The sequence below is a fragment of the Oerskovia sp. NPDC060287 genome (assembly GCF_042726775.1).
In the GTDB taxonomy this organism is placed as follows: domain Bacteria; phylum Actinomycetota; class Actinomycetes; order Actinomycetales; family Cellulomonadaceae; genus Oerskovia; species Oerskovia merdavium.
In genome coordinates, this window is sequence record NZ_JBHXBO010000266.1 from 1 (window position 1) to 5,163 (window position 5,163).

Below are 5,163 nucleotides of genomic sequence, written 5' to 3' on the forward strand. Positions count from 1 at the left end.
GCGCGCCGACGCGAGCCGGGCGGTAGCGTCGGACGCATGACCCCTCCGCCCCGGAACCGCCCGTTCTCGCAGGTCGACGTCTTCACGACGACCCCCTACCGGGGCAACCCGGTCGCGGTGGTGCGTGACGCCGTCGGGCTGGAGGACGAGCAGATGGCCGCGTTCGCCCGCTGGACCAACCTCTCCGAGACCACGTTCCTGCTGCCCCCTTCCCCGGAGGGTGCGGCCGCCGGAGCGGACTACCGCTTGCGCATCTTCACGCCCGCGGGCGAGCTGCCGTTCGCGGGGCACCCGACGCTCGGCTCGTGCCACGCGTGGCTCGCGGCGGGCGGCACGCCGCGCGAGCCGGGGGTCGTGGTCCAGGAGTGCGGGATCGGTCTGGTGCCGCTGCGCCGCGACGCGTCGTCCACCCCGCCCGACGGCGGAGCCGCCCCGGGTGGTCGGCTCGCCTTCGCGGCGCCCGGTCTCCTCGCGGACGAACCGCTCGACCCCTCGACGCTCGCCGCGATCACGCGCGCGCTCGGTCTCGAGGCGCGCGACGTCGTCGACCACCGGTTCCTCGACAACGGGCCCGGGTGGCGCGTGCTGCTGCTCGGCTCGGCCGAGAAGGTCCTCGCGCTCGACCCCGACTTCACGGGCCTGGGCGACCTGGCGATCGGCGTCGTCGGGCCGTACGGGGCGCTCGGCGACGGCCGGTACGACGGCCCGGACGGGGCAGCGGTCGAGGTGCGCGGCTACGCGCTCGACATGGGCATCCCCGAGGACCCGGTCACGGGCAGCCTCAACGCGGTCGTCGGCCAGTGGCTCGTGCCCGACGGGTTGCTCCCGCAGGCGTACGTCGCGAGCCAGGGCACGGCGCTCGGGCGGGCCGGGCGCGTGCACGTGACGCGCGACGGTTCCGGGGCCGTGTGGGTCGGCGGCGACGCCGTGACGTGCATCGAGGGGACCGTTCTGCTCTGAGCCAGGCGCCGGCCGGGGCCGGCGGGGCTCCGGTGAGCAGCACGCCGGGTTGGGCCGGACGTCGTCGTCCCGCCCAGGGAAACAGTGTGAGAGCGCGATCCCAGGCGGCATAGAGTTCATCCAATGTCAGGGAACCTCACAGTCGTTCGCGCGCGCTGGTCGTTGATGGCGCTCTTCGCGCTCTTCGGCATCGTGGGCACGAGCTGGATGACGCGGCTGCCCTCGATCCGCGACGCGCTCGGGGTCTCCTCGGCCCAGCTCGGTCTGATCCTCATCGTGGGCGCGGTCGGCGCGCTGTTCGCCGTGGTCTCGACGGGCGCGATCGTGTCCCGGTTCGGCAGCCGCAGCACCCTCGTGGCGGCCACGGCCCTCAACCTGGTCGCCCTGCTGCTCGTCGCATGGGGCACCGCGGTGGGCAGCGTCGGGATCTTCGCGGTCGGGGCGTTCCTCAACGGCGTGAGCGGCGCGCTGATGAACGTGCCCATCAACCTCAACGGCGCGCTCGTCGAGCAGCAGGTGGGGCGCGCGATCCTGCCGCACTTCCACGCGGCCTTCTCGATCGGCGCGGGCGCCGGTGCTCTCGTGGGCGCCGCGTTCTCCGCGGCCCATATCCACATCTCGGTGCAGCTCGTGATCGTCACGGTCGCGGTCGCGGTCGCCCGGGCCGTGACGATCGGACCCGCGACGGTGTTCGCGCCCGAGCGCCGCGCCGGTGCCGAAGCCGCGTCGGGCGTGAGCCCGGCCGAGCTCGAGCACGACCTCGCCGAGTCCCCCGCGGGCGCCGCGACCGAGCCCGCGGTGTCGGGGGCCGTCGTCGACGAGGCGGACGGTGCGGCTGGCGCAGAGGCACCGCGAGTCGCCGCAGGTGCCGGCCCGGCCCGCGCGACCGGCAGCTCCGACGGTGACAGCACCGCCCGGGGTGCCCACGTCGCCCGGGACGCGGCGCAGAAGCCGCCCAGGCGCGGCGCGGGCATGCGCTCGGCCCTGTCGGCGTGGCGCGAGCCGCGGACCATCCTCATCGGTCTGGTCCTGCTGGCCTCGTCGCTGTCCGAGGGGTCGGCGGGCAACTGGCTCTCGATCGCGATGGTCGACGGCTTCGAGGTGCGCGAGGCCGTGGGCGCCATGGCCTACGGGACGTTCGTGGGTGCCATGACGGTCTTCCGCTTCGCCGGGACGGGCCTCATCGACCGGTTCGGACGTGTCACGGTGCTGCGCGCCTCGGGCGTCTCGGCCCTCGTGGGCCTCCTGCTGTTCGGCCTGGCCCCGCAGATCTGGCTCGCGTGGTTCGGGATCGTGCTGTGGGGCTGCGGCGCGGCGCTGGCCAACCCGATCGCGATCGCCGCCGCGTCCGACGACCCGCTCCGCTCGCCCGCGCGTGTGTCCGTCGTGACGTCTTTCAGCTCGTTCGCCCAGCTCACCGCTCCCCCGGTCCTGGGTCTGCTCGCCGACGAGATCGGGGGCCGCTACGCGCTCCTGACCATCTGCGCGGCCATGGTGCTGAGCCTCGCGCTGGCCGGCCAGGTCAAGCCGCTGCCTCGCGAGGCAAGGACCCTCGTGCCCGAGCGCGCGTAGCCTCGGACATCACGTCATGACATGCCCGAATCCGCCTGTTCGCACGGATTCCAGGCCGTCCACGCTTGGTATCTTGGGGGGTCATCCCAGAGGAGGTCGAGCAGTCCTATGATCCGCATCGGCGTGGTCGACGACGAGTCGGCGAGCAGGCAGATCGTGCTCGATCACCTCGATCGCTATCAGGCGGAGAACGACGTGACGTTCGACGTCCGCACGTTCGCGGACGGGCGCGAGCTCGTCACGGGGTACCGACCCGAGTTCGACATCCTGTTCCTCGACGTCCAGATGAACGACCTCGACGGCCTGGACACGGCCCGGCACCTCCGCACGCTCGACACGCGGGTCGTCATCGTGTTCGTCACCAACATGGCCCAGTACGCGATCCACGGCTACGAGGTCGACGCCCTGAGCTACCTCGTCAAGCCCGTCCCCTGGTTCGCGTTCTCCCAGGAGCTGCGTCGCAGCATCGAGCGTGTCCGGCGCAGCGGGACGGACTCGGTCATGCTGACCGTGAACGGCGAGCTGGCCCGTGTCGACCTGCTCGACGTCGTCTACGTCGAGAGCATCAAGCACCGGGTCGTCGTGCACGCGGTCGACCGGACGTACTCGTTCACGGGCACTCTCAAGGCGTTCGAGGCGGACCTCGGCGACAAGGGGTTCTTCCGGAGCAACAGCTGCTACCTGGTGAACATGCGCCACGTGACGGCCGTCAAGCAGAGCACGTGCGTCATGCTCGGCGGGGACGAGCTCCAGATCAGCCGCCCGCGCAAGCGCGCGTTCCTCGACGCGCTCGCCGACCACGTCGGAGGGCACGTCGCGTGATCGGGGATCTCCCGACCGACATCCCCCGCGGTTTCACGGCCTTCGCCGAGTGGTCCGCGTGCCTCGTCTACATCCTGCTCCTGCGCAAGCGGTTCACCCCGCCGGTCCTGGCCCTCGCGCTCGGCCTGGGCCTGGGCCTCCTGTGGGCCGTCCAGACGTTCGCGGGCGGGCTGCCGATCGCCCTGTGGACCCTCGGCATGGCGATGGCCGTCGCCGCGATGTTCGCCGTGGTCGTGGTCTGTGCCGACGTCTCGACGCGCGAGGCCGGGTACTTCACGGCGCGCGCGTTCGTGCTCGCCGAGCTCGTCGCGTCCCTCCACTGGCAGCTCTACAGCTATGCCGTCGACCAGGGCTTCACGGGGGTCGGCATCCAGGTGGGGTTGCTGGTCCTGGTGTACGGCGCGGCGTTCACCGCGGCCTACTTCATCGAGCGGCGACATTTTCCGCCCGACCAACGGCTCGACGTCGACCGCCGTGGCCTGCTGAGCGCGTCGTCGATCGCCGCTGTCACGTTCCTCATGAGCAACGTGAGCTTCGTGAGCTCGAACACCCCGTTCAGCGCGCAGTTCGGTCCCGAGATCTTCTACATCCGCACGCTCGTCGACCTCGCGGGATACGTCGCTCTCTATGCGCAGCAGGGGCAGCGGCTCGAGCTCCAGCGCGCGGTCGAGGTCGAGGCGATGAACCGGATGCTGCACTCCCAGCACGACCACTACCTGCACTCCAAGCGGAACATCGACATCGTCCACCGCAAGTATCACGACCTCAAGCACTTCGTCACGGCGATCCGTGCGGAGGAGGACCCGGACGCGAAGGCGTCGTACCTCGACCAGCTCGAGGAGAGCATCCAGGGATACGGGGCGCAGGTCGAGACGGGGAACCCCGTGCTCGACACGATCCTGACGTCGAAGACGTCCCAGTGCACCGAGCTCGGGATCACCCTGACGTGCGTGGTCGACGGCGCAGCCCTGTCCTTCATGGATCCCATGGGACTCAGCGCGCTGTTCGGCAACGCGCTCGACAACGCGATCGAGAGCACCGCGACCCTGCCGGACCCGGAGAACCGGCTCGTCCGCGTCGCGGTCTACACCCAGAACTCGCTCGTCCTGGTGCGCTTCGAGAACTACCACCTGGGCGACCTGGAGTTCGACGACGGGATCCCGCGCACCACCAAGGGCGACCCGCTCAACCACGGGTACGGCCTGCGGAACATGCGCCAGGTCGTCGAGAGCTACGGCGGCTCTCTCACGGTGCACACCGAGTCCGGGTGGTTCGTGGTGCGGGCTCTGATCCCGGTCCCGGAGCGCTGAGGGGGCTCGAGCCGGACGGCCCCGCAGCCCCGCAGCCCCGCAGCCCCGCAGCCCCGCAGCCCCGCAGCCCCGCAGCCCCGACCAGGGTCTCCCCCGGGGGTGGGTGGTGTTGTTCGCGCAGCCACCACATTTGTGGTGGCTGCGCAGAAACATCACCGGGGGTTCTCCTGGCGTGTTCGCCGAGCGAGGCCTCGGTGTGAACCATGCGGGCGGGGGCTCGACGCGGGCTGGGTTCGGTGGTGAAGCCGGGCCGGGCCGGGTCGGTGGTGAAGCCGGGCCGCTAGCCGGTGCGCCGGGGTGGGTGCTAGTTGAAGCCGATGACGCGTTGGGCGGTCTTGTACGCCAGGACGGAGATGGTGCGCCCGGGGCGTCCGGGCAGGTTGGAGATCTGGTGCAAGGTCGTACGGCGCAGGCGCCGGTACAGGGCCGGGTCCTGGGTGCGGACCTCGGCCCAGAAGGTGTCCTTCTTGGCCAGGGACTGGCGGGTCCCCGAACGGAT

Annotated in this window: 4 protein-coding genes and 1 pseudogene; 4 read left to right on the forward strand and 1 reads right to left on the reverse strand. The window is 71.3% G+C overall.

Annotated elements, in window-relative coordinates:
* The first annotated feature begins 36 nt into the window (after positions 1 to 36).
* From ACFWFR_RS17115 to ACFWFR_RS17130, 4 genes are all read left to right on the forward strand, one after another.
* The gene (locus tag ACFWFR_RS17115) at positions 37 to 960 is read left to right on the forward strand and encodes a PhzF family phenazine biosynthesis protein (RefSeq protein WP_377623807.1); all 924 of its coding nucleotides are present in this window, start codon (positions 37 to 39) and stop codon (positions 958 to 960) included.
* A 123-nt stretch (positions 961 to 1,083) separates the two neighbouring features.
* Positions 1,084 to 2,532: an MFS transporter gene (locus ACFWFR_RS17120; protein ID WP_377623809.1), complete on the forward strand. Its 1,449-nt coding sequence runs from the start codon at positions 1,084 to 1,086 to the stop codon at positions 2,530 to 2,532.
* A 108-nt stretch (positions 2,533 to 2,640) separates the two neighbouring features.
* Positions 2,641 to 3,354 carry a LytTR family DNA-binding domain-containing protein gene (locus tag ACFWFR_RS17125; protein WP_191801875.1) on the forward strand — a complete coding sequence of 238 codons (714 nt, stop codon included), beginning with the start codon at positions 2,641 to 2,643 and terminating at the stop codon, positions 3,352 to 3,354.
* Positions 3,351 to 4,664, forward strand: coding sequence for an ATP-binding protein (locus tag ACFWFR_RS17130; RefSeq protein ID WP_377623810.1), 1,314 nt, complete (start codon positions 3,351 to 3,353; stop codon positions 4,662 to 4,664). The genes ACFWFR_RS17125 and ACFWFR_RS17130 overlap by 4 nt, the downstream gene beginning before the upstream one ends.
* 304 nt (positions 4,665 to 4,968) lie before the next feature.
* Here ACFWFR_RS17130 and ACFWFR_RS17135 read toward each other — a convergent pair.
* A pseudogene (locus ACFWFR_RS17135) lies at positions 4,969 to 5,163 on the reverse strand (glycosyl transferase); the annotation flags it as partial.

Bases quoted from the DNA above. Each gene is read 5' to 3' on its own strand.
- ACFWFR_RS17120 (WP_377623809.1), top strand. From the start codon at position 1,084: ATGTCAGGGAACCTCACAGTCGTTCGCGCGCGCTGGTCGTTGATGGCG.
- ACFWFR_RS17125 (WP_191801875.1), top strand. From the start codon at position 2,641: ATGATCCGCATCGGCGTGGTCGACGACGAGTCGGCGAGCAGGCAGATC.
- ACFWFR_RS17115 (WP_377623807.1), top strand. From the start codon at position 37: ATGACCCCTCCGCCCCGGAACCGCCCGTTCTCGCAGGTCGACGTCTTC.